Genomic DNA, 24,527 nt, shown 5'->3' on the forward strand with positions numbered 1-24,527 from the left:
ACAGCCCGGCACGCGACAGCACCCGGCTCACGGTGCTCTCCGAGACACAGAGGCTCGCCGCGATGCGTGACTGCGTCAGGCGCCGGCGACGTAACTCGACGATCGCCAGTGCCTTGGACGGCGCGATCGATCTTGGGCTGCGCTTGGGCGCCGAACTCGCATCGACCAATGCCGCCTCGCCTCCGGCCAGGTAGCGCCCCAGCCATTTGCGCGCAGTGGGCTCGCTGACACCGGCAGCGGCGGCAGCCGCTGCCGGTGTCAGACGCTGCTCTGTCATCTGGCGAACCATCTCGAGTCGACGGGCGAAAGTGAGTCGGGCATTCTTGTGCGTGTTCATTCGGCTGGCGTCCCTGGGATCTGGGTGTTTGGCGACTTCCAGTCTCTCAAACCCAGTCCGAATGGACACAACAACCTATTGAAGCTTCACACCTAGCCCTTTCCGCCGGTCAGGCGGCCGTGCACCCAGGCGCCGGCCAGCATGGCCGCCACCGAGATCAGCAGCTCCCACTGCCCGGCGCCCAGGCCCGCGATCGCGGGGCCCGGGCAGACGCCCGAAATGCCCCAGCCCACGCCGAAGATCGCCGCGCCGACGATCGTGCTGCGGTTCAGCTCGGACGGATGCTTGCCGAAGCTCGCGCCGAACAACGGCTTGCTCAGCAGCTTCGGCACGAAGCGGTAGGCGAAGAAGGTCACGACCACCGCGCCGCCCAGCACCAGCATCAGGCCGAAGTCCTGCCAGCGCAGGAAGGACAGCACCACCTCCGGCCGGATCATCGTCGAGAGCGCCAGCCCGAAGCCGAAGAGCGCGCCGCTCGCCAGCACCATCAGCCATCCCATCGGTTTCATGTCAACGCCCCCCCACCATCAGCACCAGCCGGGCGGTGATCATCGCGGTGGCCAGGAAGGTGAGCACCGCGAGCATCGACGGCGCCTGCAGCGAGCCCATTCCGCAGATGCCGTGTCCCGAGGTGCAGCCGTTCGACATGCGCGCGCCGAAGCCCGCCACGAAGCCGCCGACGGCGAGCTGCCACCACGGGATCGAGACCCGGTAACCGGAGTCCTGCCCCGCCGCCAGCCACCAGATCGCGGCCCCGAGGATCAGTCCGGCGGCGTAGACCAGGCGCCAGACCCGGCTGTCCACGAAGCGCGCCTGCGAGAAGAATGGCAGCCGCGACACGAAGGACCAGGTCGAGGTGAACACGGTGCTCATGCCGCCGATCAGGCCCGTGCTCAGGAACAGCAGCGCGACGCCCAGGCCGATGATCAGGCCGCCCGCCAGGTAGTGGGCCGTGCCCAGGGGAAACAGCGCGTCCATGACGGCGCTCAGCGGATGAACTGGTCGATGTAGTCGGCGCCCAGGCCGACCTTCGTGTAGTGCGCCCGGCACTTGTCGATGCGGGTGAACACGTCGTCGTAGCCGGTGGTGTTGCCGTCGGGATCGACGTAGATCATCGCGCCGTTCACCTGGAAGAAGGTGATCATCTCCTCGACGTGCGGGTCGACGACCAGGGTGTGGGTCTCGCCCGGCGACTCGTAGACGTAGCCGCCCTCGCTCGCGACCCAATCGTGCTCGAGGTAGCGCCACTCGCCCTTCAGCACGAAGCCGTGCACCGGCTGCGGATGCCGGTGGCGCGACAGCACCCCGGACTTGCGCACGCGCAGCAGGTTCATCCAGTAGCCGCGGGTGGCCGACATGCACAGCGGCCGGAACCAGACATTCTCCTCGACCGGGACCCAGATCCGCTCGTCGGTGGGGATGGCGTTCGGGACGACGAGCTCGGGCGGCGACTCGGCTGGCTGCGGATGTCGGTAGGCGACCCACTTCTCGTTGCTCATCGCTTCCACTCCCCGTTGAATGTCGAACCCTGGATTGTATCGAGGTCGTCCTGGGCGGGATGCCCCGCCGGGCGAGTCGGCGACCCTCGCGGGAAGGGCGTCGTCCGTGCTAACTTGGCCGAAATCGCCGGACAACCGGAGGGGTCCGCGCATGCGAAGGGTTCCGCTCTACAGCCATTCGAGCCGAACGCGCCCGACCGGGGCCCTCCCGGCGCAGGCGCCCGGCCGCGCCATGCCCCGCACAGGGAGCGCGACATCGGCCGGCGGGCCTTCGCGGACGGCTGGCGACCCGCCCCCGCCAACACCCGACGCGCCGCCCGGGCGCCTCGCGCGGTTTCGCGCGAGCCTGGCCCGGCAGGCCGCCAGGCTGCGAACGCTCGCCACCGCCGCGCTGGTCGTCGCGGCGGCCGCGCTCACCGTGCGCCTGCTCGCCGAACCGCCCCTCACCCAGCGCGACATCGACGCAGCGGTCGCCCACGCGCTCGAGACGCATCCGCCGGCTCCGCCGGCCGCCAGGGCCTGGGAAGCGATCGCGCCGTCGGTGGTCCGCGTGCGGGCGCTCGACAAGGACTCGGCCGCCAACGACGAGGCCGAAGGCAACGTCGGCAGCGGCGTGGTGATCGTCGATGACGGCACGATCCTGACCAATCTCCACGTCGTGGCTGGCGCCGAGCGCATCAGGGTGGAGTTCTTCGACGGCCACGTGTCCGACGCCCGCGTGATCGCGCTGGAGCCCGCGCAGGACCTCGCCGTTCTGCGGGCGAAATCCATCCCCGACGACCTGAAGCCGGCCACGATGGCATCCACCCGGAACCTGGCCGTGGGCGCGCAGGTGATCGCAGTCGGCTTCCCGTTCGGCATCGGCCCCACGGTCACGTCGGGCGTCGTGTCGGGCCTGCGCCGCGAGTTCCGCTCGCCGGAGGGCAAGCGCATGCTGACCGACCTGATCCAGTTCGACGCGGCCGCCAACCCCGGCAACTCGGGCGGGCCGCTGGTCACCGTCGACGGCGAGGTCGTCGGCATCGTCACCGCGATCATGAACCCCACCGAGCAGCGGGTCTTCGTGGGCATCGGCTTTGCCGTGCCCATCGAGACGGCGGCGATGTCGGTCGGCATGTCGCCGTTCTGAATCCCGCAGGAGGCAAGGCCGCGCATGGAATCGTCACCGATGGACATCGATCGCGACGGCGAAGCGATCGCCGAGCTGATGCGGCGCGTGCTCTTCGAAGTCAAGCGCGTGGTGGTCGGCCAGGACCACTTCCTCGAGCGCGTCATGGTCGCGATGCTGGCCCAGGGCCACCTGTTGGTGGAAGGCGTGCCGGGACTGGCCAAGACGCTCACCGTCAAGACGCTCGCCCGCACCATCCGCGGCAGCTTCAAGCGGATCCAGTTCACGCCCGACCTGGTGCCGGCGGACCTGATCGGCACCCGCATCTGGAACCAGCGCACCGGCGAGTTCGCGACCTCGCTCGGGCCGGTGTTCACCAACCTGCTGCTGGCCGACGAGATCAACCGTGCACCCGCCAAGGTGCAGAGCGCGCTGCTCGAGGTCATGCAGGAGCGGCAGGTCACGATCGCGGGCCAGGCCCACCACGTGCCCGAGCCCTTCCTCGTCATGGCCACCCAGAACCCGATCGAGACCGAGGGCACCTATCCGCTGCCCGAGGCGCAGGTGGACCGCTTCATGATGAAGGTGGTGGTCGGCTACCCCAGCGACGAAGAAGAATTCGTCATCGTGCAGCGGGTCACCGGGCCGGAGATCGCGGTCGGCTCGGTCTGCTCCACCGAGCAGCTCGGCGCGCTGCAGCGCCAATGCCGCCGCATCTACGTGGATCCCTCGCTGATCCAGCATGCGGTCCGGCTGGTTGCCGCCACCCGCGAGCCGGCGCGCTTCGGGCTGGCCGACCAGGCGCGCTTCGTGACCTTCGGCGCGAGCCCGCGGGCCACGATCGCGCTGATCGAGGGCGCCCGCGCGCTGGCCTGCCTGCGGGGGCGCCGCTACGTGCTGCCCGAGGACCTCACCGATCTCGTGCCCGACGTGCTGCGCCACCGGATCGTGCTGTCCTACGAGGCGCTCGCCGAGGGCGTGGACGCCGACGCGCTGGTCCGCCGGATCATGAAGCAGCTGCCGGCGCCCGAGAAGCCGCTGGAATCCCATGTGGACCTCGCCGAACAGGCCTGAGGCGGCGCACGCCGCGACCGGGACACGCGATGCCGCGCACGCCGAGGGCGTGCTGCGCCGCCTCGAGTGGACCGTCATCCGCCGGCTCGACGGCCAGCTTCAGGGCGACTTCCGCACCCTGTTCCGCGGCGCCGGCATGGACCTGGCCGACCTGCGCGAGTACCAGCACCACGACGATGTCAGGCACATCGACTGGAACGTGACCGCCCGGCTGGACACGCCCCACGTGCGCCAGTTCACCGAATCGCGCGAGATCGACGCCTGGTTCCTGCTCGACCTCAGCGCCTCGGTCGACTTCGGCTCCGGGCCGGGCAGCAAGCTCGACATGGCCCGGGACTTCACCGCGGTGCTGGCGCGGCTGCTCGCGCGGCACGGCAACCGCATCGGCGCCACGCTCTACGGCGCCGGCGTCGAGGCCACCCTGCCGGCCCGCGGCGGCCGCACCCAGGTCCTGGGTCTGCTGCACCGGATCGCCACGCGCCCGCCGCCCTTGCGGCCGCACCCGACCGACCTGGCCGAGCTGTTCCGGCGCGCCGACGACGCGATCCGCCGCCGCTCGCTGGTCTTCGTGGTCTCCGACTTCCAGAGCCTGCCAGGCTGGCACGACGCGCTGGGCCGCCTGGCGGTCCGGCACGAGGTGGTGGCGGTTCGCGTCGTCGACCCGCTGGAGCGCGAGCTGCCCGATCTGGGCGTCGTCACGATCCAGGATGCCGAGACCGGCGAGCAGTTGCAGGTCGACACCCACGACCGGGGCTTTCGCAGGCGCTTCGCCGAGGCTGCGGCCCGGCGCGAGACCGACCTCCAGGAAGCCTTCGCGCGCGCCGGCGTCGACGTGCTGGAACTCGCCACCGACGACGACCTGGCGGACGCGGTGCTGCGCTTTGCCCGGCTGCGCCGCCTGCGCAACCGGCTCGGCGCCGGAGGCGCGCGATGAGCTTCCTCTGGCCTCGCCTGCTGCCGCTGCTCGTCCTGCTGCCCTTGCTGGTGCTGCTCTACCTGTGGCTGCTGCGTCGGCGCGCGCGCGACGCGGTGCGCTACGCCGGCCTGGGGCTGGTGCGCGAGGCGATTTCGCCGGGCCAGGGTCTCCGCCGCCACCTGCCCCCGGCGCTCTTCCTGCTCGCGCTCACCGCGATGCTGCTCGCGGTCGCCCGGCCCGCGGCGGTGCTGACGCTGCCCTCGGCGCACGAGACCGTGATCCTCGCGATGGACGTCTCGGGCAGCATGCGCGCCGACGACGTGTCCCCGACCCGGCTCGCGGCCGCCCAGGCCGCGGCCCGCGCCTTCATCGCCGACCAGCCGCGCAGCACCCGGATCGGCCTGGTCACTTTCGGCGGGACCGCGGCGCTGGTGCAGCCCCCCACCGACAGCCGCGACGACCTGCTCGCGGCGATCGACCGCTTCGAACTGCAACGCGGCACCGCGGTCGGCAGCGGCCTGCTGATCTCGCTGAAGACGATCTTCCCCGACATCGAGTTCGACCTGCGCAGCCAGGACCCGCGGCGGCGCGCGCCCGGCCAGCGCGCGGCGCCGCTCGACCGGAGCCGCAGCGCCGCATCGGCCGCGGGCGCCGAGGCGAAGCCCGCGCCGCCGCCGGTGCCGCCCGGCTCGCACGAGTCCGCGGTCATCATCCTGCTGACCGATGGCCAGACCACCACCGGGCCGGACCCGATCGCCTCGGCCTGGATGGCCGCCGAACGCGGGGTGCGGGTCTACACGGTGGGCATCGGCACGCCCAACGGCGAGATCCTGGTCGGCGACGGCTGGTCCATGCGGGTGCGGCTCGACGAAGAGGCGCTGAAGGCGATCGCCGACATCACGATGGGCGAGTACTTCTATGCCGGCACCGCCGAGGACCTGAAGAAGGTCTACGAGTCGCTGACTGCCAAGGTGGTCCTGGAAACCCGCGAGACCGAGGTCACCGCCCTGTTCGCGGGGGCCGGCGCCGCCCTCGCGCTTCTCTCGGCGCTGCTCTCGATGCTCTGGTTCCGCAGGGTGTTCTGAACACGCCTCCCCGGAATTCCCTACAATCGCGGTCCGGGATCGATCGGACCGATCGCGACCTCGCAAAAACGGAGACCTAATGAAACTGACCAAGCTGACTCTCGGACTCGCCCTCGCGATGGGCCTGATGGCCGGCGCCGCCGCGCAGACCACGATGCGGATCAGCATCGCCACCGCGAAGGACTCGCACCAGGGCGTCGCGATCGACACCTTCGCCCAGGAAGTCGAGAAGCGGACCAACGGCCGCTACAAGATCCAGACCTTCTACAACGGTTCGCTGGGCGGCGAGCGCGAGTACATCGAGGCAGTCCAGCTCGGCACGCAGGAACTGGCCTTCAGCTCGAGCGGCCCGGTGCCGAACTTCGTGCCCGAGACCAAGATCCTCGACGTGCCCTTCCTGTTCCGCGACAAGGCCCACGCCCGCAAGGTGCTCGACGGCGAGATCGGCCAGGACCTGCTCAAGAAGTTCGAGTCCAAGGGCTTCAAGGCCCTGGCCTGGGGCGAGAACGGCGTTCGCCACATGACGAACAGCAAGCGCCCGGTCGTCGCGCCCGACGACCTGAAGGGCCTGAAGATGCGCACGATGGAGAACCCGGTTCACATCGCCGCCTACAAGGGGCTGGGCATCGTGACCACGCCGATGGCCTTCCCCGAGGTGTTCACCGCACTGCAGCAGGGCACGGTCGACGGCCAGGAGAACCCGCTGTCGGTCATCATGGCCGCCAAGTTCGACCAGGTCCAGAAGCACCTGTCGTTGACCGGCCATGTCTACTCCCCCTGCATCCTGCTGATGAACAAGGGCGCCTTCGACAAGCTCTCCGACGCCGACAAGAAGGCCTTCCTCGAGGCCGCCAAGGTCGCCGTCGAGGCCAACCGCGCCCGGGTGGACAAGGACGACGCCAACGGCGTGGCGAAGCTGCGCGAGCTCGGCATGCAGGTGGTCGACAACGTCGACAAGGCCAGGTTCCAGGCCACGCTCGCGCCGGTCATGGCCCAGTTCGAGAAGGAGTTCGGCAAGGCGAACCTGGACAAGATCCGCAACGTCCAGTAATCCGCCCCGTCGTAGTGCAATCCGAGCCCGCCAGCGCCCCGCCGGCGGGCTTTCTTTTTTCCACGTGACTCACCGATGAAACAGGCATTCCTCAGCTTCGAGCGCCTGAGCACAGGGGTTGCCATGATCGGAGCCTGCGCGATGATGGTCGTCGCGGCCTCGCTCGGCATGTTCCAGATCATCACCCGCTTCGTGCTCGAGCAGCCCGCCGAATGGACTGAAGTGCTGATCCGCTTCAGCCTGATCTGGATGGTCTTCCTCGCGATTCCCGCCGCCTTCCGGCAAGGCGCCATGGTCTGCGTCGACGCCCTGTACCGCTGGAGCTCGCAGCCGATGCGGCGCGCGCTCGAGTGGATCGTGTTCGTCGCCAGCGTCGCGCTGATGCTGATCGTCCTGTGGTGGGGCTGGGACTACGCGCAGCGCGGTGGCATGCAGACCATCGCCGGCCTGGAGAGCCTTTCGATGTTCTGGGCCTACCTGGCCCTGCCGGTCGGCGCGGTGTTCTCGCTCATAGGCCTGGTCGGCGCACTGATCGATCCTCAGCGGCTCGAACTGGAGACCGCGCAATGACCTTCGCGATGATCGTCACGATGGTCCTGGCGTTCACGCTGACCATCTCCGTCGCAGTCTCGATCGGACTTTCGGCCATCGTGGGCCTGCAGATATCGAACGCCCACATGCTCATCTCCGTCAAGGAGATGTTCAATTCGATCAACAAGTTCCCGCTGGCCGCCATTCCCTTCTTCATCCTGGCCGGCAACCTGATGGAATCGGGCGGCATCTCGCGCCGTCTGGTGGAGTTCGCCAAGAGCCTGGTCGGCGGCGTGCAGGGCGGCCTGCCGATGACCTGCGTGCTGACCTGCATGATCTTCGCCGCAGTGTCAGGCTCCTCGGTAGCCACCACCTTCGCGATCGGCGCGATCCTGATCCCGGCGCTGCAGAAGCACGGCTATCCGACCACCTACGCGGCCTCGCTGCAGGCGACCAGCGCCGAGTTGGGCGTGATCATCCCGCCGTCGATCCCGATGATCCTGTACGGCGTCAGCGCCGAGGTATCGATCGGCGAGCTGTTCATCGCCGGCGTCCTGCCGGGCCTGTTCATCGCCGCCTCGCTGATGTTCTTCGTCTGGGTCTGGTGCAAGATCAAGGGCTGGGGCAAGCAGGATGGCGAGGGGCGGCTGGGCGTGATCCCGGCCACCTGGCAGGCGGGCTGGGCGCTGCTGATGCCGGTGATCATCCTGGGCGGCATCTACGGCGGCATCTTCACGCCCACCGAAGCCTCGGCGGTCGCGGTGTTCTACGCGCTGATCGTGGGGATGCTCATCTACCGCGAGATCAGGCCGGGCGACCTGTACCGGGTGCTGCGCAAGTCGGTGGTCTCGTCGGCGGTGATCATGTTCATCATCGCCAACGCGGGCATGTTCGCCTTCCTGCTCACCCGCGCGGGCGTGCCGGATGCGATCGGTCACTGGCTCGAGGCGGTGCTGCAGTCGCCGGCGCTGTTCCTGCTCGGCGTGAACGCGGCGCTGTTCTTCATCGGCATGTTCATCGAGACCAGCGCGGCGATCATCGTGCTGGGGCCCATCCTGGCGCCGGTTGCGGCGCACTTCGGGATCGATCCGGTGCACTTCGGCGTCGTGATGGTGGTGAACCTGGCCCTCGGGATGATCACCCCGCCCTTCGGGGTCAACCTGTTCGCGGCCTGCACCGTCGCGCGCGTATCGCTGGATCAGATCATCCGCGACCTGCTGCCCTTCGTGGCGGTGATCATCGGCTGCCTGATGGTGATCACCTACGTGCCCGACATCTCGCTGCTGCTGCGCGACCTGGTCTACGGGCGCTGAGCGCGCCGGCTCGCCGCGGCGCACCGGAGCGCCGCCGCGAGACCGGCCGCGGCGGCCCCTCCGGGGCCTACCAGCCCCAGAGCAGCTTGCGCGAGATCCAGCCGGTCAGGCCGTCGGCCTTGCGAACCTTCGCCCAGCCCTTGCGCCGCTCCAGGGTCTTCATCACCTCGCCGTACTGCGCCTTGCCCACCACCTTGTAGCGGGTGCCGGGTCCGCTGCGCATGTTCACGTCCTGGCCCTTCACGATGAAGTGCGGCTTCTTCGCGGTCAGGCGGCCGAGCACCCAGCCGGTGTCGTTCTCGAAGTCGCGCACCGACAGCCAGCCGCCCTTGCGGCCGGTCACGATCAGCGGATAGCCGCGGTTCAGCCGCCAGGTGGCCTCGTGGCTCGTGCCCGGGCCGGTGCGCAGGTTGATCACCTCGCGGTCGACGCTGACCATCTCGATGGCGTGCGCCGCAGGGGCCGCGAGCGTGAAGAGCGAGGCGGCGAAAGCGAGGTTGAGGGACAGGGTTCGCGTCCTGGACATCGGTTCCTTCTGGCTGGATTCGTGGCGGCCCGTCGCGGACGGGGACACCCCGATTGTATTTGCCAGAAAGCGATGCGTCTCGCCGAGCGGCGATGTCCGCCCCGCGCGCCCGGGCATTCGCTGGCGCAGCGGTGCTAGGCTACGGCCTGCGGCATTGCGGCCGTCTCCGGGCCGGATCGCTTCAGCCGCACTCGAGCGGCGGCTCCTGCATCGCCGCCACCTGCTCTCGCAATTCCAGCACCCGGTCCTGCCAGTAGCGCTGCGTACCGAACCACGGGAACGCGGCCGGGAATGCGGGGTCGTGCCAGCGGCGCGCCAGCCAGGCCGAATAGTGGATCAGCCGCAGGGTGCGCAAGGGCTCGATCAGCTGCAATTCGCGGCGGTCCAGGTCGGCGAAATCCTCGTAGCCGGCCAGCAGGTCGGACAGCTGGCGCGTCATCGAGGCGCGGTCGCCCGACAGCAGCATCCACAGGTCCTGGATCGCGGGCCCGCTGCGCGCATCGTCGAAGTCCACGAAATGCGGGCCGTCGTCGGTCCACAGGATGTTGCCCGCATGGCAGTCGCCGTGCAGCCGGATCGCCTTCGCCGCTCCCGCGCGGGCAAAGGCCTCGCGTACCGCGTCGAGCGCGCGATCCACGATGCCGCGCCAGGCGGGCAGCAGATCGGCCGGCACGAAGTCGTGCGCGAGCAGCCAGGCGCGCGGCTCCTCGCCGAAGCCGGCCACGTCCACGGCCGGCCGGTGCGCGAAGGGCGCGATCGCGCCGACCGCGTGGATGCGGCCGATGAACCGGCCGATGCGCTCGAGCGTGTCGGGGTCGTCCAGCTCGGGGGCGCGCCCGCCGCGGCGCGGGTAGACGGCGTAGCGATAACCCGCGAACGCGGCCAGGGTGTCGTGCTCGCCCGACACCGATGCGTCCGGCGACACCGGCCGCAGCGGCAGCGGCGCCACCACCGGGATCTCGCGCCCGGCGAGCTCGGTGGCGAATGCGTGCTCCTCGAGGATCTGCGCGTCGCTCCAGCGTCCTGGACGGTAGAACTTCGCGACCACCGCAGGGCCGTCCTCCAGGCTGACCTGGTAGACGCGGTTCTCGTAACTGTTCAGCGCGATGAAACGACCGTCGCCGCGCAGGCCCACCGCGTCGAGCGCGTCGAGCATCAGGTCCGGCGCGAGCCGGGCATAGGGTGTCTGGTCGGCCGGATCGGGTTCGCTCATCTCGTGGATTCTACGTGCCGAGCCTCGCCGCTGTCGGCACGACAGCTCGCGCGGCTGCGCAGGCGCGAAGCGGCTGGCAGCGCCGCCAGCTGTTGGTCGACGGTGGTCACCGGCATCAGGCAGGTTCCCGCGACAATATGGTGGCCGTCGTCCTCGGATGGCGCCTTCGCAATCGCGCTCTCCCGAGCCCCCAGGCCGGCGCGGCGGGTCTTGTGCGATGACGTGCCGACCGGCATGCAGCAGAGCCCGCGCCCCCCCAAGGCCGGTCCTTCCGGTACGAACAAGGCGAGGGCAAGGGCGCCTGCCCGGTCACTCGATTGACCGCCGTCTCGGTGGCGGGGATGGTCCGGCGCCCACTGCCGGACAGCGGGCGACCGCATGCGGAGCTTCCGTTGCCGCGTTGACAGCGCCGCTGGTCTACCCTCATGATCAACTGCAAAGATCGGCAGGACGAGCGCGGGCTGCCAGAATCCAGAACGAGCGCTCCCGGGGGACAAGACATCGAACTCAGCGACCTGACACTCGCCGAGCAGGCCGAGGCGCTGCGCAGCGCGCGGTGCTCGAGCCGCGAGATCGTCGATGCGCACCTGGCCTTGATCGAACGCCTTGACGGCAGGCTGCATGCGTTCGTCGAGGTCTATCGCGGCGAGGCGCGCGCGCTGGCCGACGCCGCTGACCGGGCCCGATCGGCAGGCCTGCCGATCGGGCCTCTTCACGGACTGCCGATCGGGATCAAGGATCTGTGTGACATCGCCGGGCGCATCGGCACGCTGGGCTCGAAGATGTGGGCGACGCGGCGGGCCGACAGCACGTCGGCCACCGTCGAGCGGCTGCTTGGCGCCGGCATGATTCCCCTGGGCAAGCTGCACATGGTCGAGTTCGCCTTCGGCGGCTGGGGCACCAACCCGCTCATGGGTGCGCCGTGGAATCCCTGGGACATGAAGCGTCACAGGGTGCCCGGCGGCTCGTCGAGCGGCACCGCGGTGGCGGTGGCTGCAGGACTCGCGCCGGCCGGCATTGGCAGCGATACCGGCGGCTCGGTACGCATCCCCTCGGCCTTCTGCGGCCTGGTCGGGCTCAAGGTGACCCACGGCCGAATCAGCCTGCACGGCACCGGAGTGCTCAGCTGGACGCTCGATTCGATCGGCCCGCTGTGCCGCAGCGTCGAGGACTGCGCCGAGCTCTACCGGGTGCTGGCGGGCCCCGACCCGCGTGACGCCATGACCCTCGCTCAACCACCCGTCGACCTGCCGGCCGAGATCGTCGGCACTTCGCTGGAGCACGTCCGTATCGCGCTGCCCGATCGCAACCAGCTGCCGGAGTTCATGCACCCCGCCGTCATCGATGCCTGGCTGCAAGCGGCCGGCCAACTCGAGCGGCTCGGCGCCGAGATCGTGCCGGTTCGCCTGCCCGACTGGTATTTCGATCTGTCAAGACCGGCAGGCGTGATCATCGCTTCCGAATGCTTTGCGATCAACCGCGACAGGATCGAGGACCCGGCTGCCGAGATCGGGGAGGCCGTGCGTGCGCGAGTGCTCAATGCCCGCAGTTTCGCGCCCGGCGAGTATGCGGAAACCCTGCGCATGATGGCGCAAAGGCGCCAGTTCTTCGGCGAGTGGTTTCGCCGATTCGATGCGATCCTGCTGCCGACGGTAGCCGAACCGGCGCCGCCGATCGACGAGATCGACGAGGCCTCTCCGTTGCCCGGCTATCTGACCCGCCCGGTGAACTACCTGGGGCTGTGCAGCCTGGCGATGCCGGCCGGGCTTCATGAGGGTCTGCCCGTCGGCGTCCAGTTCATCGGAAAGCCGCATGCCGAGCGGCTGATGCTCGAGATCGGCAAGGCCTTTCAGGATGCGACCGGCTACAACCGGCTGCGCCCGGATCTCGCCGATACCGCCTGAGGAGACCCCCCGATGCGGTGCCTGGATGTGAAGCGCAGCCGGAAGTCCTGCATCGAGAAGGCGCGGCATGGCGGTTGACGAGGCTCCGTCGGCGCCGCGCGCGGCCGAGCGGCGGGCGGCCGACCGGATCTACTACACGCTGGCCGCGCTGATCGGCGGCGTGGTCAGCGTCTACTTCGTGCTGGTGCCGGTCTTCGAATTGAACCTTGCCTTCCACTTCTACCTGATGCTGTGGATCACGATGGCATCGGCCTTCAACGTGGCGGCCGGCTTCTCTGGCTACATGCCCTTCGGGTACGTCGCGTTCTATGGCGTGGGCGCGTTCACCACGGCCATCCTGGTCAAGACGCTTGGATTTCCGGTGCTGCTCGCGCTGCCGTTCTCCGGCGCCGCCGGCATCGCGCTGGGGCTGCTTTTCGCGCCCACGCTTCGACTCTCGGGCATCTACTTCGCCATCGTCAGCCTGGCGCTGGCAAGCATCTGCCGGCTGGTCATCACCAACATGCCCGAACACATCACCGGCGGATCGTTCGGCCTGCAGCTGGGCAGCCGGGCCGAACCGGTGTTGTCCTTCTATGTGATGCTGGCCGTGATGCTGGTTGCGCTGGCCACCTTCCTGTGGCTGGCGCGCTCGCGCCTGGGCAAGGCCCTGCGCGCCGTGCGCGACGATGCGGAGGCGGCCGACATGATGGGCGTGAACGTCGCGCGAGTGCGACTGCATGGCTGGCTGATCGCGGCCTTCTTTCCGGCATTGTGCGGCGGGGTCGAGGCCTGGTACACGAATGTCGTCGACACCGAAACCGCGTTCAACACGCTGATCACGGCCAAGACCGTGATCTACGCGGTGGCCGGCGGGCTCGGCACCATCACCGGGCCGGTCATCGGCTCGATCGTGATGGTCTGGCTCGACGAGCTGATCTGGCGGCAGTTCCCGCTGCTCAACCTGCTGATCCTCGGCGTGGCCACCGTGCTGCTCGTACTCTTCCTGCCGCGCGGCATCGTCGGCACGCTGTTGCGCCGCCGGCCGCAGTGGCGCCGCTACATTCCCTGAGCGTTCGCCATGGAGATCCTGGTCCTCAACGGATTGCTCAACGGCCTCATCGTCGGCGGCGTCTACGCGCTGATCGGGTTGAGCCTGACGCTCCTCTACGGGGTGCTGCGCATCGTGAACTTCGCCCATGGCGAGTTTGTCATCGGTGGCGCCTTTGTCGCCTACGTGCTGTACAACAGCCTCGGCATCCCCCCCCTTCTGGCCATGCCGCTTGCGGCGGTCTTCTTCTTCGGGCTGGGCTGGGCGGGATACTTCCTGCTGATCCCACGGCTGTCGCGCAGTGACGATCCGGAGATCATGTCCTTCCTGATGATGTACGGCATGTCGATCGCGCTGGCCGCGGTGATGCTGCTGCTCTTCGAGGCGGACTCCCGGTCGATCGACTATGCCTTCGAGCCGATCTCGATGAAGGTCGGCCTGGTCTACGTGTCGACCGCGCGGCTGGTCGCGTTCGGGGTCACGCTGGCGATGTCGGCCGCGCTCGCCTGGTTCCTGTTCCGTACGTTGCCGGGCAAGGCATTGCGGGCCACGATCATGAACCGCGAGGCGATCCAGATCGTCGGCGTCGACGTGATCAAGCTGTCCGCATTCGCGTTCGCCCTGGCCACCGCAATCGCCGGAGTCAGCGGCGTGCTGGTCGCACTGGTCTTTCCGGCATTCAACCCGTTCTCCGGCACCGATTACGCCATCATCGGCTTCATCGTGGTCGTGCTGGGCGGCCTGGGCAACCCGGTCGGCGCGCTGCTCGCCGGCCTCCTGTATGGGCTGGCCGAGCAGATGTCGACCGTCTTTCTGCCACAAGCGATGGCGCAGATCGTCGGCTTCCTCATCCTGGTCACCGTCATCCTGGTCCGCCCCACCGGCATTCTCGGCTGGAGGGCGCAGCGATGAGCGCGTCGATTCGGGTGAGCGGACTGGTGAAGCGCTTCGGCGGCCTGACCGCGTTGGCCGGCGTCGAACTCGTGGCGCAGCCCGGAGAGGTGCTTGGCATCATCGGGGTGAACGGCGCTGGCAAGACCACGTTGATGAACTGCATCTGCGGAATCTACCGTCCCGATGAGGGCCGGGTGATGATCGGCGATCGCGAGACCACCGGCCTGACGCCGCACGAGGTGGCCAAGCTCGGCATCGGCCGCACCTTCCAGATTCCGCGCGTCTTTCGCCGGATGTCGCTGATCGACAACCTGCTGGTGCCGGTACTCAATCGGAGTGAGCCGGACGTCGTGCTCATCGAGCGGGCCGAGTCGATGCTCGAGCGGATGCGGCTGATCGACCTGCGCCACAACTTTTCCGAGGAGCTGTCCGGCGGCCAGCAGAAACTGCTCGAAATGGCGCGCATGCTGATGCCCGAGCCAAGGGTGGTCATGCTCGATGAGCCCTTCGCCGGCGTGCATCCGACCCTGTGCCGGTTCATGATCGAACAGATCGAGTCGATTGCCGCGGCCGGCAAGACTGTTCTTCTGATCAGTCACGACCTGACCTCGATCTACCAGTTGTCGCATCGGGTGGCGGCGCTCAACGAAGGCCGCGTGATCGCCGAGGGCAGCGTCGACCAGATCCGCAGCGACGCTGCCGTGATCGAAGCCTATCTCGGAGCCTGACCGCATGCACCGCGTCGTTCGCAACGAGCAACAGCCAAAGCAGGCAGGGCCTGCGGCCGGGGCGCTGGCGCCGCCAGTGCTGGAGTTGCGCAACGTCGACGTGGCCTATCACGGCGACATCCGCATCCTGCAGGGCCTGTCGATGGCAGTGCGGCCGGGTCTGATAACCGGCGTGATCGGGCCCAACGGCGCCGGCAAGTCGACGGCGCTGCGCACCTTCTACGGCCTGCTCAAACCGGTGGTCGGCGACGTGCTGATCGACGGCAAGGCTGTCACCGGCATGCCGCCCTGGCGCTTCATCGAGCACGGCATCGCCCTGGTGCCCCAGGGACGCAGCCTGTTCAACGAGCTCAGCGTGGAGGACAATCTTCGTCTGGCCTGCTGGACCTTCCGTCGCGACAAGGCGCGGGTGGCCGAGGCGCTGGACCGTACCTACGCGCAGTTCCCCATGCTCCGGGAGCGGCGCAGCCAGGCCGCGGGCGCGATGAGCGGCGGCCAGCAGCGCTTCCTGGAGCTTGGCCGGGCGCTGGCGCTGCAGCCGCGCGCCGTGCTGCTCGACGAGCCGACGGCAATGATCGCGCCGAAGGCCGCCTCCGAGATCTACGAGTTCGTCCGCGAGCTGCCCCGGCAGGGGATCACCGTGCTGCTCGTGGACCAGAACGTCCGCCAGTGCGTGCGCATCTCCGACCACCTTTACGTGCTGGAGCTCGGGCGCAACAAGATCGACGGGTCGGCACAGGCCTTCTCGGAGGATTCGAGTCTTCGCGACATGATCGCCGAATGGATCGACTACCGCATCGACGCCTAGTGGGGCTGGCGTCCGCGGCTCGTTATGCAGCCCCACGAGGAGAACGTTATGCAACGAAGGTCCTTTCTGTGGGCGCTGGCGGCGCCTGCCATGGTCACCGGCATGGCGACCACACCGGTGACGGCCCAGACGGATGCGCCGATCCGCATCGGCATGACGGTCTCGTCGGCGGGCACATTCGCGTTGGCGGCCCAGTCCGGGGAGCGCGGATTGCAGATCTGGCTCGACGATGTCAACAGCCGTGGCGGCATCGACATCGGTGGCAAGAAGCGCAAGGTCGAGCTGGTGAAGCTCGACGATCGTAGCGACAAGACACTGGTGCCCAGGGTCTACGAGACGCTCATCAAGGACGAGAAGGTGGATCTGGTGTTCGGCCCGTTCGGCAGCACGCTGACCGCAGCCGCGGCCAATGCGACCGAGACGAACGGCAAGTTCATGGTCATCTGGTCGGCCTCCGCGGACTCGATCTACCGGCAGGGCTACAAGTACATCGTGTCGGCAACGCAGATCGCCGGCACGCTTCTCGGCCAGCCAGCGGTGCGCGCGCTGCATGCGATGGGCGTGAAGAAGATCGCCTTTGCCTACCTGGATGAGCCCTTCCCGGCTTCGCTTACCCAGGGAGCGATCGAACTTGCCAGGAAGCTCGGCATGGAAGTCACCATGGAGGAGAAGTTCGCCAAGGGCACGAAGGATTTCAACATCCTGATCCAGAAGGCCAGGGCGAGCGGCGCCGAGGCTTTCTACCCGACGGCGTACGAGGGCGACCAGATGACGATCGCCAGGCAGATCCGGGAGGCCAATGCCGACTTCAAGGCTGTCTACCTCGTGTATGCCTCGCAACCACAGTTCCTTCAGCAGGCGGGCAAGGACGGTCACTACGTGTTCAGCCAGACGCTGCTGCACGAGAAGATCAACTGGCCGGTCACCCACGGCCTGAACCGCGCGCAGATGATGGAGCGCTACGCCAAGCTGTTCCCGAACGCCCAGTACACGGCCGACTTCCAGACCATCCTCGCCTATGGCGCCGGCGTTGTCACCGAGCAGATCATCAGCACCGCACAGTCGCTGGATGCGGCGAAGATGAAGGAGGCGGCGCTGAAGCTGAGCGGCAAGATCGTGACTGCCACCGGCGAGTACGAGATCGACGAAACCGGCAAGCAGTTCAAGAACGAGTTCTCGATCATGCAGACGACGCCGACAGGCCTCGAAGTCGTGTATCCGCCACCGGTCGCGACGGCCAAGCCGATCTATCCGGTACCACCATTCTCGCAGCGCAAGTGATGCGCTGATCGCGGTTGGAAGCGCTTGTGGCGCGCCGGCGCCACAGGCCATGCAGGCAGGGAGACAGGGAGACAGGAGATGGACGAAGCGCATGACGGCGCCCACCAGGTCTTGCGCGCGGCAGGCCGACAGGTGATGCGCGAGATACTCGGGAGCGACTATGTCGCGCGGCGCGACGCGAGCACGACGCGTCTGAATGCGGCCGTGCGCGGGCTCAGCGAGGAGTTCGCCTATGCCACGCTTTGGACGCGCCCAGACCTGAGCCGGCAGGTACGCAGCCTGGTCACGCTTGCCATGCTGTGCGCCCTGAATCGTCCGCACGAGCTGCGCATCCATCTGGTCGGCGCGCTCAACAACGGCTGCAGCGCAGAGGAGATCCGCGAAGTGTTCACGCATTCGGTGGCCTACTGCGGTTTTCCGGCCGCGATCGATGCACTGCGCACGGCCGAGGAAGTGCTTCGCGAGCACGGCCGGATGCCGTGACGCTCCGGGCGGGTCGGGAGCGGCGCCGCGGGTCGGCGAGATTGGCCGGCCGGGCTGTCGGCCTTCGCTCGCGCGCCTCGCGCCACGGGGCCCCGCCCGCCTCGAGCGGCGGCGCAATGCAGCCGCGCGGGCGCGCCCGGCCCGCACCAAGGAGCGACTCATGAGGATCGGAGTCCCGAAGGAGATCAAGACGCACGAGTACCGGGTGGGCCTCACGCCCGAGTCGGTGCGCGAGTTCGTCGAGCGCGGCCACCGCGTGATGGTCGAGACGCAGGCCGGCGCGGCGATCGGCGCCGACGACGAGGCCTACCGGCGGGCGGGCGCCACGATCGCGCCCGACGCCGCCGCGGTGTTCGCCGAGGCCGAGCTGATCGTCAAGGTGAAGGAGCCGCAGCCGGCCGAGCTCGCGATGCTCGAGCCGCGGCACATCCTGTTCACCTACCTGCACCTGGCGCCCGATCCCGCGCAGGCCGAAGGCCTGCTCGCGTCGGGCTGCGCGGCGATCGCCTACGAGACGGTGGTCGAGGCCGACGGCGCGCTGCCGCTGCTGGCCCCGATGAGCGAGGTCGCGGGCCGCCTGGCGATCACGATCGCAGGCAAGCTGCTGATGCGCAATGCCGGCGGCAGCGGCATGCTGCTGGGCGGCGTGACCGGCGTGCCGCCGGCGCGCGTGCTGGTGCTCGGCGCGGGCACGGCCGGCGCCCAGGCGGCGCGCATGGCGGCCGGCGCCGGCGCGGAAGTCACGGTGGTCAACCGCGGCCTGCCCAGGTTGCGTGCGCTCGAGGCCCAGTTGCCGGGCCGCATCCGCACCCGCCCGTCAACGCAGGCGGCCATCGAGCAGGAGCTGGCCCAGGCCGACGTGGTGATCGGCGCGGCGCTGGTCGCCGGCGCGGCCGCGCCCAAGCTGGTGTCGCGCGCGGCGCTGGCCACGATGAAACCGCGCTCGGTGCTGATCGACATCTCGATCGACCAGGGCGGCTGCTTCGAAACCTCGCGGCCGACCACCCACGCCGAGCCGACCTTCGAGGTCGACGACATCGTCCACTACTGCGTGGCCAACATGCCGGGCGCGGTGCCGCGCACCTCGAGCCACGCGCTGAACCTGGCCACGCTGCCCTACGGGCTCGCGCTGGCCGACCGCGGCCTGGCCGCGCTTCGGGGCAATGCCGCGTTGCGCGCCGGCCTGAACGCCCTGGCCGGGCAGGTCACGCACCCGGCGGTGGCTGCCGCGCTGGGCCGCGAGTTCGTCGAACCGGAACGCGCGCTCAGTACTTCTCCGGGATCGGCTTGACCGGGCCCTTGAACTTCTCCTTCTTCGGCTCGTGCGGGAGTGGCGGCAGCTCGAAGGGCTCGGCAGGAAGGTGGCAGTCCGGCACGTTGTCGAGCAGATGCCGGATCAGGTTCAGGCGGCCGCGCTTCTGGTCGTCGAAGTTCACCACGTGCCAGGGGGCGTGCTTCGTGTGGGTGGCCTCGAACATCGCATCGCGCGCGCGGCCGTAATCGTCGTAGGCCTCGCGCGACTTCAGATCGATCGGCGACAGCTTCCAGCGCTTGAGCGGGTCCTCGGCGCGTTCGGCGAAGCGCTCCTCCTGGTACTGCTGGTCCACCGACAGCCAGTACTTGAACAGCAGGATGCCGTCGTCGACCAGCATCTTCTCGAACACCGGCGCCTGCTTCAGGAACAGCTCGTACTGCGCGTCGGTGCAGAATCCCATCACCTTCTCGACGCCCGCGCGGTTGTACCAGCTGCGGTCGAACATCACCAGCTCGCCGGCCGATGGCAGGTGGGCCACATAGCGCTGGAAGTACCACTGCGTGCTCTCGCGCTCGCTGGGCCTGGGCAGGGCCACGATGCGCACCTGGCGCGGATTGAGGCGCTCGGCGATCGTGTTGATCACGCCGCCCTTGCCGGCGGTGTCGCGTCCCTCGAAGATCACGACCATGCGCTTGCCGGTGTGCTGCAGCCAGCGCGCCACGTTGTTTAGCTCCAGCTCCATCGGCTCGAGCAGGTCCTTGTAGTCTCCGTTCTTCAGCTTCTTCATCGCAAGCTCCTGGTCGCAGGCTCGGGCTCGGCGCAATGCGTGCAGGATAACGCCGATACTGGGCACCACGAGGAGAGGATCACCATGACGACCCGCCCCCGCTTCCGCGCCGCGCGCCCCGGCCTCGACGCGACCGGCCCCGGCTTTCGCGAGACCCGCCGCGCGCTGTGCGCGCTGCCGATCGCCTCGCTCGCCGCCTGCGCCTTGCCGCCGGGGCGCGGCGCCGGGCGGGGCATCGAGGCCTTCGAGCCGCTGCTCGCCGCGCCGCACCGCCGGCCCGCGAACGCGGCGCGCGACCGCTACCGGCACCCGGCCGAGACGCTCGCCTTCTTCGGCGTCACCCGCGACAGCACGGTGGTCGAGATCCTGCCCGGCAGCGCCGGCTACTACATGGAGATCCTCGCGCCCTGGCTGCGCGACCGCGGTCGCTACATCGCGGCCAGCCGGGACGAGACGTCGCCGGCGCGCTACCTGGCCGACCACCGCAGGCTGCTCGAGCGCCTGGCAGCCGAGCCGCACCTCTACGACCAGGTGCTGGTCACGAAGTTCAATGCCGACCGGCACGAGATCGCGCCGCCCGCGAGCGCCGACTTCATCCTGACCTTCCGCAACCTGCACAACTGGGTCGAGCGCGGCGAGGCCGAGGGCGCGCTGCGCGCCTTCCATCGCGCGCTGAAGCCTGGCGGAATCCTCGGCGTGGTCGACCATCGGGGCCGCAATGACCTCGGCCAGCAGGCGCAGATGGCCAGCGGCTACCTGCGCGAGGACTTCGCGATCGCGCTGATCGAGCGCGCCGGCTTCCGGCTGGCCGGCCGGTCGGAGGTCAATGCGAACCCGCGCGACACGAAGGACCATCCCGAGGGCGTCTGGACGCTGCCGCCGGCGCTTCGGATGAAGGAGCGCGACCGGGACCGTTACCTGGCGATCGGCGAGAGCGACCGCTTCACCCTGAAGTTCGAGAAGGCGTGAGGGCATAATCCCCGGCATGAACCCGACGAATCGCAGACCAGGCGGCGCCGAATTGCTCGACGCCTTCCTCGAATGGCAGATCGCGGCGCGCCACTATCCGGGCGCGGTGGTCCACGTCGAGCGTGACGGCAAGGTGCTCGCGAGCCGCGCCGCCGGCGTGATCGACCCCGAGACCGGCGCGCCCATGGTCGAGAATGCGGTCTTCCGGATCGCTTCGATGACCAAGCCGATCGTCAGCACGCTGGCGCTGATGCTGGTCGAGCAGGGCAGGCTCGCCCTGGACGCGCCCGTGGACCGCTGGCTGCCCGAGCTCGCCGGCCTGAAGCTCGCCTCGGGCAAGGCGGCGGCGCGCCAGCCCACGGTGCGCGACCTGATGCGGCACACCTCCGGCTTCGCCTACCTGGGCGAGATCCGCGACCCGGCGCTGCGCGCGGCGGCCGCCAAGGCGGACCTCGACGGCCGCTTGCCCACGCTCTCGCCCGCCGAAGTGCTGGCCACGCTCGCGTCGCTGCCGCTGGCCTGCGAGCCGGGCACGCAGTTCCTCTACGGCTTCTCCACCGACGTGCTGGGCCTGGTCGTCGAGCGGGTCACCGGCGCGCGCCTGGGCGATGCGCTGCGCGAGGCCCTCTTCGATCCTCTCGGGATGACCGACACCGGCTTCTCGGTCCCGGAGGCCGCCGTGGGCCGATTCGCGCGGGCCCATGCCGAGGATCGCCCGTGGCATGGCTTCTCGGACAAGTACGCGCTGGGCCAGCGGATGGGCGCGCCGATGCAGAGCGGCGGCGGCGGCTTGGTGTCCACCGTGGCCGATTACGCACGCTTTGCGCGGATGCTGGTCGGCGGCGGCCAGGCCGCGGGCCGGCGCTTCCTGTCGGAAGCCACGCTGCAGCAGATGTTCGCCAACCAGCTCGACGCGCTGAATCCCGGGCCGGTCGGCTTCACCGGGCCGGGCTTCGGCTTCGGGCTCGGGCTGGCGGTGCGACTGGATTGGGGCGCCAGCGCGACCCCCTCCACCGCCGGCGAGCTGACCTGGTTCGGCATCTGCGGCACCGTGGTCTGGCTGCATCCCCGCGAGCGCTGGTTCGCGCTCCAGTTCGGCGCCAACATGCGCTCGCGCATGCTGTCGCGAATGGAGTTCAGGCGCACCGCGCAGTTCCTGCTCGACGAATCCTGAACCGACCGCCTGGCCGAATGTCCGAAGCCGTCCTCTTCCACAACCCCCGCTGCTCGAAGTCGCGGGCCGCGCTGGCGCTGCTCGTCGCTCGCGGCATCGAGCCGACGATCGTTCGCTATCTCGACGAGCCGCCGGACGCCGCCACGCTGCGCGCGCTGCTCGGCAAGCTCGGCCTGCCGGCCCGCGCGCTGCTGCGCACCGGCGAGGACGAGCACCAGACACTGGGGCTCGCCGACCCCGCGCTCGACGACGAGGCGCTGATCGCCGCGATGGTCGCGCACCCGCGGCTGATCGAGCGGCCGATCTTCGTTCGCGGCAGGCGCGCGGTGATCGGCAGGCCGCCCGAGCGCGTGCTGGAAATCCTCTGACCCGCTGGCCGCGCGCATCGCCGCGCGGCCCCGGCGCTCCCCCGAATCCGCTATCAGGCTGCACTCAGAAGAGACTTACACAGACACATGGCCCAATACGTCTACACGATGAACCGGGTGGGCAAGATCGTGCCCCCCAAGCGACAGATCCTGAAGGACATCTCGTTGTCCTTCTTTCCCGGCGCCAAGATCGGCGTGCTCGGCCTGAACGGCTCGGGCAAGTCCACGCTGCTGCGGATCATGGCCGGCGTGGACCGCGAGTACGAGGGCGAGGCGGTGCCGATGCCCGGCATCCGGATCGGCTACCTGCCCCAGGAGCCTCAACTCGATCCGGCCAAGGACGTGCGCGGCAACGTCGAGGAAGGCCTCGGCGAGACGATCGCGCTGGTCAAGGAGTTCAACGAGATCAGCGAGCGCTTCGCCGAGCCGATGGACGACGACGAGATGAACCGCCTGCTCGAGCGCCAGGGCGAGCTGCAGTCGAAGATCGACGCGGTCGGCGGCTGGGAGATCGAGCGCAAGCTCGAGGTGGCCGCCGATGCGCTGCGCCTGCCGCCCTGGGACGCCGACGTCACCACGCTGTCGGGTGGCGAGCGCCGCCGCGTCGCCCTGTGCCGGCTGCTGCTCTCCGAGCCCGACATGCTGCTGCTCGACGAGCCGACCAACCACCTCGACGCGCTGTCGGTGCAGTGGCTCGAACAGTTCCTCGAGCGCTTCCCCGGCACCGTGATCGCGGTCACCCACGACCGCTACTTCCTCGACAACGTGGCCGGCTGGATTCTCGAGCTCGACCGCGGGCACGGCATCCCCTGGCAGGGCAACTACTCCTCCTGGCTCGAGCAGAAGGAGCAGCGCCTGGAGCTCGAGGCGAAGCAGGAAGCGGCCCGCATCAAGGCGATGAAGGAAGAGCTCGACTGGGTGCGCGCCAATCCGAAGGGCCGCCAGGCCAAGAGCAAGGCCAGGCTCGCGCGCTTCGACGAACTGGCCTCGGCCGAGACCCAGAAGCGCAACGAGACCAACGAGATCTACATCCCGCCCGGTCCTCGGCTGGGGGGCCTGGTCGTCGAGGCCGAGGGCCTGCGCAAGGGCTTCGGCGACAAGCTGCTGTTCGACGGCCTGTCCTTCAAGCTGCCGCCTGGCGGCATCGTCGGCGTGATCGGCCCGAACGGCGCGGGCAAGACGACGATGTTCCGGATGCTGATGGGCCGCGAGCAGCCCGACGCCGGCACCCTGCGAATCGGCGACACGGTGAAGCCCGCCTGGGTCGACCAGAGCCGCGACGCGCTCGATCCGAAGAAGACCGTGTTCGAGGAAATCTCCGAGGGCCAGGACATCATCCAGGTCGGTAGCTACTCGACGCCGGCCCGCGCCTACGCGGCCCGTTTCAACTTCAAGGGCGGCGACCAGCAGAAGATCATCGGCGAGCTGTCGGGCGGCGAGCGCAACCGCCTGCACCTGGCCAAGACCTTGCGCGCCGGCGGCAACCTGCTGCTGCTCGACGAGCCGACCAACGACCTCGACGTGGAGACCCTCCGCGCGCTCGAGCAGGCGCTGCTCGACTTCCCCGGCTGCGCGGTGGTGATCTCGCACGACCGCTGGTTCCTCGACCGGGTGGCCACGCACATCCTGGCCTTCGAAGGCAACAGCCAGGTCGTCTGGTTCGAGGGCAACTACGCCGACTACCTGGCCGACCGCCGGCGCCGCCTGGGCGACGACGCGGACAAGCCGGAGCGGATCCGCTACAAGCCGCTGGCGGCCTGAGGGGCTCGGGCCTGGCCCGGTGCCGGGCCGGGCAGCCCGCCCTCAGTCGCCCAGCACCCGCGCCACCAGCGTCGAGAGGTCATCGAGGCGGAAGGGCTTGAGCAGCGCCCCGACGAAGCCGGCCTCGACCGGGGATGCGTCGCCGGGCCGGTCCAGGTCGCCGGAGAGCAGGATCGCCGGCACCGGCGATCGGCCTGCTGCCGCCTCGACCTCGCGTATCCGGGCAAGCGCCTCGTAGCCGTCAAGGCCCGGCATGCGCCGGTCCATCATGATCAAGGCGAAACGCTGGGCGGCGCAGGCCTGCACCGCGGTCTCGCCATCCGTCGCCGACAGCGGCTGCAGGCCCAGCTGCCGGACCATGTGTTCGAGCAGCAGGCGATTGAGCTCGTCGTCGTCGACGATCAGCACCCGGCGCTCGAGCTCGGCCATCGC

The 24,527-nt window shown here is 69.2% G+C and carries 27 protein-coding genes; 19 read left to right on the forward strand and 8 right to left on the reverse strand.

What is annotated here, in order from left to right; translation table 11 throughout:
* From FHP08_RS12440 to FHP08_RS12455, 4 genes are all read right to left on the reverse strand, one after another.
* A partial coding sequence (locus FHP08_RS12440; RefSeq protein ID WP_147704805.1) for a helix-turn-helix domain-containing protein occupies positions 1-337 on the reverse strand: 337 nt, incomplete at its 3' end.
* Between the two features lie 92 nt (positions 338-429).
* Complete coding sequence (locus FHP08_RS12445; RefSeq protein ID WP_147704806.1) at positions 430-846, reverse strand: YeeE/YedE family protein; 417 nt, start codon at positions 844-846, stop codon at positions 430-432.
* A gap of 1 nt (position 847) precedes the next feature.
* Positions 848-1,315 (reverse strand): YeeE/YedE family protein, encoded by a 468-nt coding sequence (locus FHP08_RS12450; RefSeq protein ID WP_147704807.1) that lies wholly within the window; start codon positions 1,313-1,315, stop codon positions 848-850.
* 8 nt (positions 1,316-1,323) lie between these two features.
* On the reverse strand, positions 1,324-1,836 hold the full coding sequence (locus FHP08_RS12455; protein ID WP_147704808.1) for a 2,4'-dihydroxyacetophenone dioxygenase family protein: 513 nt from the start codon (positions 1,834-1,836) through the stop codon (positions 1,324-1,326).
* 232 nt (positions 1,837-2,068) lie between these two features.
* Here FHP08_RS12455 and FHP08_RS12460 point away from each other — a divergent pair, with 232 nt between their 5' ends.
* From FHP08_RS12460 to FHP08_RS12490, 7 genes are all read left to right on the forward strand, one after another.
* Complete coding sequence (locus FHP08_RS12460) at positions 2,069-2,965, forward strand: S1C family serine protease (RefSeq protein ID WP_407704027.1); 897 nt, start codon at positions 2,069-2,071, stop codon at positions 2,963-2,965.
* 24 nt (positions 2,966-2,989) lie between these two features.
* Positions 2,990-4,018 (forward strand): AAA family ATPase, encoded by a 1,029-nt coding sequence (locus FHP08_RS12465; protein ID WP_147704810.1) that lies wholly within the window; start codon positions 2,990-2,992, stop codon positions 4,016-4,018.
* On the forward strand, positions 3,993-4,952 hold the full coding sequence (locus FHP08_RS12470) for a DUF58 domain-containing protein (protein WP_147704811.1): 960 nt from the start codon (positions 3,993-3,995) through the stop codon (positions 4,950-4,952). Before FHP08_RS12465 ends, FHP08_RS12470 begins: the two co-directional genes overlap by 26 nt.
* Positions 4,949-6,019 (forward strand): vWA domain-containing protein, encoded by a 1,071-nt coding sequence (locus tag FHP08_RS12475; RefSeq protein WP_147704812.1) that lies wholly within the window; start codon positions 4,949-4,951, stop codon positions 6,017-6,019. The genes FHP08_RS12470 and FHP08_RS12475 overlap by 4 nt, the downstream gene beginning before the upstream one ends.
* A 79-nt stretch (positions 6,020-6,098) precedes the next feature.
* Positions 6,099-7,070 (forward strand): TRAP transporter substrate-binding protein, encoded by a 972-nt coding sequence (locus FHP08_RS12480; RefSeq protein ID WP_147704813.1) that lies wholly within the window; start codon positions 6,099-6,101, stop codon positions 7,068-7,070.
* Positions 7,071-7,145: 75 nt separating this feature from the next.
* Positions 7,146-7,640, forward strand: a complete 495-nt coding sequence (locus FHP08_RS12485; protein WP_147704814.1) for a TRAP transporter small permease — start codon at positions 7,146-7,148, stop codon at positions 7,638-7,640.
* Complete coding sequence (locus FHP08_RS12490; RefSeq protein ID WP_147704815.1) at positions 7,637-8,914, forward strand: TRAP transporter large permease; 1,278 nt, start codon at positions 7,637-7,639, stop codon at positions 8,912-8,914. The genes FHP08_RS12485 and FHP08_RS12490 overlap by 4 nt, the downstream gene beginning before the upstream one ends.
* 67 nt (positions 8,915-8,981) lie before the next feature.
* Here the strand turns inward: FHP08_RS12490 and FHP08_RS12495 are convergent, their stop codons facing one another.
* Together FHP08_RS12495 and FHP08_RS12500 are read right to left on the reverse strand one after the other, a co-directional pair.
* Positions 8,982-9,440, reverse strand: coding sequence for an SH3 domain-containing protein (locus FHP08_RS12495; RefSeq protein ID WP_147704816.1), 459 nt, complete (start codon positions 9,438-9,440; stop codon positions 8,982-8,984).
* 181 nt (positions 9,441-9,621) lie between these two features.
* Positions 9,622-10,653 (reverse strand): serine/threonine protein kinase, encoded by a 1,032-nt coding sequence (locus tag FHP08_RS12500; RefSeq protein ID WP_147704817.1) that lies wholly within the window; start codon positions 10,651-10,653, stop codon positions 9,622-9,624.
* Positions 10,654-11,078: 425 nt separating this feature from the next.
* Between FHP08_RS12500 and FHP08_RS12505 the strand changes: the two genes are divergently transcribed.
* From FHP08_RS12505 to ald, 8 genes are all read left to right on the forward strand, one after another.
* Entirely contained in the window at positions 11,079-12,557 is a 1,479-nt protein-coding gene (locus tag FHP08_RS12505) for an amidase (protein WP_147704818.1), read from the forward strand.
* A 67-nt stretch (positions 12,558-12,624) separates the two neighbouring features.
* Positions 12,625-13,608 (forward strand): branched-chain amino acid ABC transporter permease, encoded by a 984-nt coding sequence (locus FHP08_RS12510; protein ID WP_147704819.1) that lies wholly within the window; start codon positions 12,625-12,627, stop codon positions 13,606-13,608.
* Positions 13,609-13,617: 9 nt separating this feature from the next.
* The gene (locus FHP08_RS12515) at positions 13,618-14,499 is read left to right on the forward strand and encodes a branched-chain amino acid ABC transporter permease (protein WP_147704820.1); all 882 of its coding nucleotides are present in this window, start codon (positions 13,618-13,620) and stop codon (positions 14,497-14,499) included.
* 53 nt (positions 14,500-14,552) lie between these two features.
* A complete protein-coding gene (locus FHP08_RS12520; protein WP_225879126.1) occupies positions 14,553-15,209 on the forward strand; it encodes an ABC transporter ATP-binding protein in 657 nt (218 codons plus the stop codon).
* A 4-nt stretch (positions 15,210-15,213) separates the two neighbouring features.
* A complete protein-coding gene (locus FHP08_RS12525) occupies positions 15,214-16,017 on the forward strand; it encodes an ABC transporter ATP-binding protein (protein ID WP_147704822.1) in 804 nt (267 codons plus the stop codon).
* A 48-nt stretch (positions 16,018-16,065) separates the two neighbouring features.
* Positions 16,066-17,298, forward strand: coding sequence for an amino acid ABC transporter substrate-binding protein (locus tag FHP08_RS12530; protein ID WP_147704823.1), 1,233 nt, complete (start codon positions 16,066-16,068; stop codon positions 17,296-17,298).
* A gap of 78 nt (positions 17,299-17,376) precedes the next feature.
* Complete coding sequence (locus FHP08_RS12535) at positions 17,377-17,781, forward strand: carboxymuconolactone decarboxylase family protein (RefSeq protein ID WP_147704824.1); 405 nt, start codon at positions 17,377-17,379, stop codon at positions 17,779-17,781.
* Between the two features lie 160 nt (positions 17,782-17,941).
* Positions 17,942-19,072 carry an alanine dehydrogenase gene (gene ald, locus FHP08_RS12540; protein WP_147704825.1) on the forward strand — a complete coding sequence of 377 codons (1,131 nt, stop codon included), beginning with the start codon at positions 17,942-17,944 and terminating at the stop codon, positions 19,070-19,072.
* Here ald and ppk2 read toward each other — a convergent pair.
* On the reverse strand, positions 19,047-19,823 hold the full coding sequence (gene ppk2 / locus FHP08_RS12545) for a polyphosphate kinase 2 (RefSeq protein WP_147704826.1): 777 nt from the start codon (positions 19,821-19,823) through the stop codon (positions 19,047-19,049). The two genes, ald and ppk2, sit on opposite strands and share 26 nt — an antisense overlap.
* An 84-nt stretch (positions 19,824-19,907) precedes the next feature.
* Between ppk2 and FHP08_RS12550 the strand changes: the two genes are divergently transcribed.
* From FHP08_RS12550 to ettA, 4 genes are all read left to right on the forward strand, one after another.
* Complete coding sequence (locus FHP08_RS12550) at positions 19,908-20,792, forward strand: class I SAM-dependent methyltransferase (protein ID WP_147704827.1); 885 nt, start codon at positions 19,908-19,910, stop codon at positions 20,790-20,792.
* Between the two features lie 16 nt (positions 20,793-20,808).
* Positions 20,809-21,966 (forward strand): serine hydrolase domain-containing protein, encoded by a 1,158-nt coding sequence (locus FHP08_RS12555; RefSeq protein WP_147704828.1) that lies wholly within the window; start codon positions 20,809-20,811, stop codon positions 21,964-21,966.
* Between the two features lie 17 nt (positions 21,967-21,983).
* The gene (gene arsC / locus FHP08_RS12560; protein WP_147704829.1) at positions 21,984-22,334 is read left to right on the forward strand and encodes an arsenate reductase (glutaredoxin); all 351 of its coding nucleotides are present in this window, start codon (positions 21,984-21,986) and stop codon (positions 22,332-22,334) included.
* Between the two features lie 87 nt (positions 22,335-22,421).
* A complete protein-coding gene (gene ettA / locus FHP08_RS12565) occupies positions 22,422-24,095 on the forward strand; it encodes an energy-dependent translational throttle protein EttA (RefSeq protein WP_147704830.1) in 1,674 nt (557 codons plus the stop codon).
* A gap of 42 nt (positions 24,096-24,137) precedes the next feature.
* Here ettA and FHP08_RS12570 read toward each other — a convergent pair whose 3' ends face one another.
* Entirely contained in the window at positions 24,138-24,524 is a 387-nt protein-coding gene (locus FHP08_RS12570; RefSeq protein WP_147704831.1) for a response regulator, read from the reverse strand.
* Positions 24,525-24,527 lie beyond the last annotated feature (3 nt).

The sequence above is a fragment of the Zeimonas arvi genome (genome assembly GCF_008039575.1).
Lineage (GTDB): Bacteria > Pseudomonadota > Gammaproteobacteria > Burkholderiales > Burkholderiaceae_E > Zeimonas > Zeimonas arvi.